Source organism: Dietzia sp. B19 (assembly GCF_014145155.1).
Taxonomy (GTDB): Bacteria; Actinomycetota; Actinomycetes; order Mycobacteriales; family Mycobacteriaceae; genus Dietzia; species Dietzia natronolimnaea.
This window is the reverse complement of record NZ_JAALED010000502.1, coordinates 1-3,005: the sequence shown is the minus strand read 5'-3', so window position 1 is coordinate 3,005 and position 3,005 is coordinate 1. Positions and strand designations below refer to the sequence as shown.

1 protein-coding gene is annotated in these 3,005 nt (G+C 68.4%); it reads right to left on the bottom strand.

Annotated elements, in window-relative coordinates; all coding sequences use genetic code 11:
• Positions 1-2,615, bottom strand: a 2,615-nt coding sequence (locus tag G6020_RS13805) for an ATP-dependent Clp protease ATP-binding subunit (RefSeq protein WP_241732722.1), incomplete at its 3' end; no start/stop codon positions are given.
• Positions 2,616-3,005: the final 390 nt, after the last annotated feature.

Below are 3,005 nucleotides of genomic sequence, written 5' to 3'. Positions count from 1 at the left end.
GACGGGCCGCCGGGGGCTGCGCCACCGAAGCCGCCCGAGCTGGGCGGGAGCGAGTCGCCCGGGCCGGCCTCACCGGTGGGTGCGACGCTGGCGGTGATCTCCTCACCCTCGCGGGACCCGGCGTCCGGGCGCTGGACCCCGGTGAACGTGAACCGGGCGTCCTCGGTCTTGTCGGACTCCCCGTCCCAGCCCTCGACGTCGACGGTGATGAGCTCGCCGGCCGCGACCTCGCCGAAGAGGATCTTCTCCGACAGCGTGTCCTCGATCTCGCGCTGGATGGTGCGACGCAGCGGCCGCGCACCCAATACCGGATCGAAACCCCTCTTGGCGAGAAGCTCCTTGGCCCGGTCCGTGATCTCGATGGTCATGTCCTTGGCCTTGAGCGCCACGCCGACGCGGCTGACCATGAGGTCGACCATCTCCACGATCTGAGCCTTGGTGAGCTGGTGGAACACCACGATCTCGTCGATCCGGTTGAGGAACTCGGGCCGGAAGTGCTTCTTGAGCTCGTCGTTGACCTTCTGCTTCATCCGCTCGTAGGCGTCCTCGGTGTTGTCGGAGGACTGGAAGCCCATCCCGACCGCCTTGGAGATGTCCCTCGTGCCCAGATTGGAGGTGAAGATCAACACGGTGTTCTTGAAGTCCACCATGCGGCCCTGCCCGTCGGTGAGACGGCCGTCCTCGAGCACCTGCAGCAGCGTGTTGTAGATCTCGGAGTGGGCCTTCTCGATCTCGTCGAACAGGACCACCGAGAACGGCTTGCGCCGGACCTTCTCCGTGAGCTGGCCGCCCTCCTCGTAGCCGACGTACCCGGGAGGTGCGCCGAACAGACGGGACGCGGTGAAGCGGTCGTGGAACTCGCCCATGTCGATCTGGATGAGCGCGTCGTCCTCGCCGAACAGGAAGTTCGCCAGCGCCTTGGAGAGCTCCGTCTTACCGACACCGGACGGGCCGGCGAAGATGAACGAACCCGAGGGACGCTTGGGGTCCTTGAGACCGGCCCGCGTGCGGCGGATGGCCCGGGAGACGGCCTTGATGGCGTCCTCCTGGCCGATGATCCGCTTGTGCAGCTCGTCCTCCATGCGGAGCAGACGCGTGGTCTCCTCCTCGGTGAGCTTGAACACGGGGATCCCGGTCCAGTTGCCCAGGACCTCCGCGATCTGCTCCTCGTCGACCACGGCGGCCACATCCATGTCGCCCGCACGCCACTGCTTCTCGCGCTCCGAGCGCTCGGCGATGAGCTTCTTCTCCGTGTCCCGCAGGCCCGCGGCCTTCTCGAAGTCCTGCGCGTCGATCGCGGACTCCTTCTCACGGCGGGCCTCCGCGATCTTCTCGTCGAACTCCCGCAGGTCCGGCGGAGCGGTCATCCGCTTGATCCGCATGCGGGCGCCGGCCTCGTCGATGAGGTCGATCGCCTTGTCCGGGAGGAAGCGGTCGTTGATGTACCGGTCCGCGAGCTGGGCCGCCGCGGCCAGGGCGGCGTCCGTGATGGTGACGCGGTGGTGGGCCTCGTAGCGGTCCCGCAGACCCTTGAGGATCTCGATGGACAGCTCCACGTTGGGCTCCGGGACCTGGACCGGCTGGAAACGACGCTCGAGCGCCGCGTCCTTCTCGATGTGCTTGCGGTACTCCTCGAGCGTGGTGGCGCCGATGGTCTGCAGCTCACCGCGGGCCAGCTTGGGCTTGAGGATCGACGCGGCGTCGATCGCACCCTCGGCGGCACCCGCGCCGACGAGGGTGTGGATCTCGTCGATGAACAGGATGATGTCGCCGCGCTGGTTGATCTCCTTGAGCACCTTCTTCAGGCGCTCCTCGAAGTCACCGCGGTAGCGGGAACCGGCCACCAGGGACCCCAGGTCGAGCGAGTAGACCTGCTTGTCCTTGAGGGTCTCGGGGACCTCGTTGTTGACGATGGCCTGGGCCAGGCCCTCGACGACCGCGGTCTTGCCCACGCCGGGCTCGCCGATGAGCACCGGGTTGTTCTTGGTGCGCCGGGAGAGCACCTGCATGATGCGCTCGACCTCCTTGGCGCGGCCGACGACCGGGTCGAGCTTGCCCTCCATGGCGGCCTGCGTGAGGTTGCGACCGAACTGGTCCAGCACCGTCGAGGACGACGGCGTACCGGACTCGCGACCACCGGTGCCGGCGGGGGCGCCCGTGGCCTCGGCCTCCTTGCCCTGGTAGCCCGACAGCAGCTGGATGACCTGCTGGCGGACCCGGGTGAGGTCCGCTCCGAGCTTGACCAGCACCTGGGCGGCGACGCCCTCGCCCTCACGGATGAGGCCGAGCAGGATGTGCTCGGTGCCGATGTAGTTGTGGCCGAGCTGCAGCGCCTCGCGCAGGCTCAGCTCCAGGACCTTCTTGGCCCGCGGCGTGAACGGGATGTGCCCGCTGGGCGCCTGCTGGCCCTGGCCGATGATCTCCTCGACCTGACTCCGCACCGCTTCCAGCGAGATCCCCAGGGACTCGAGTGCCTTGGCGGCCACTCCCTCGCCCTCGTGGATGAGACCCAGCAGGATGTGCTCGGTGCCGATGTAGTTGTGGTTGAGCATCCGGGCCTCTTCCTGGGCCAGGACGACGACGCGACGCGCGCGGTCGGTAAACCGTTCGAACATCGTGCTACCTCACATTCCTCGGGTTCCGTCCACTCTAGTGGCCGTGTCTGACGCGCTGCACCGCAGGAGCGGGAGCGGGTCCGTCACCAGGGTTCAACGCGGCAGGTCGGGGATCCATTGCAGATCCGTGTACGCCGACAGCGAACGCCGCCGATCCGTGCGCCGGGGCACGGACTTCCGTCGTCGGCGCCTAGGGTCGTGGACATGACACGGGTGGACGGAGCGGGGACGTGACCCCCTTCGATCTGGACCGGATCGGCCACGGACTGCCCTTCGCCGCCGCGCTGCCCGCCCTGCGGGACGCCCTCGCCACCAGGGGCACCGCGGTCGTCCAGGCCCCGCCCGGCACCGGGAAGACCACCCTCGCCCCACCGGCGATCGCCTCGGCGG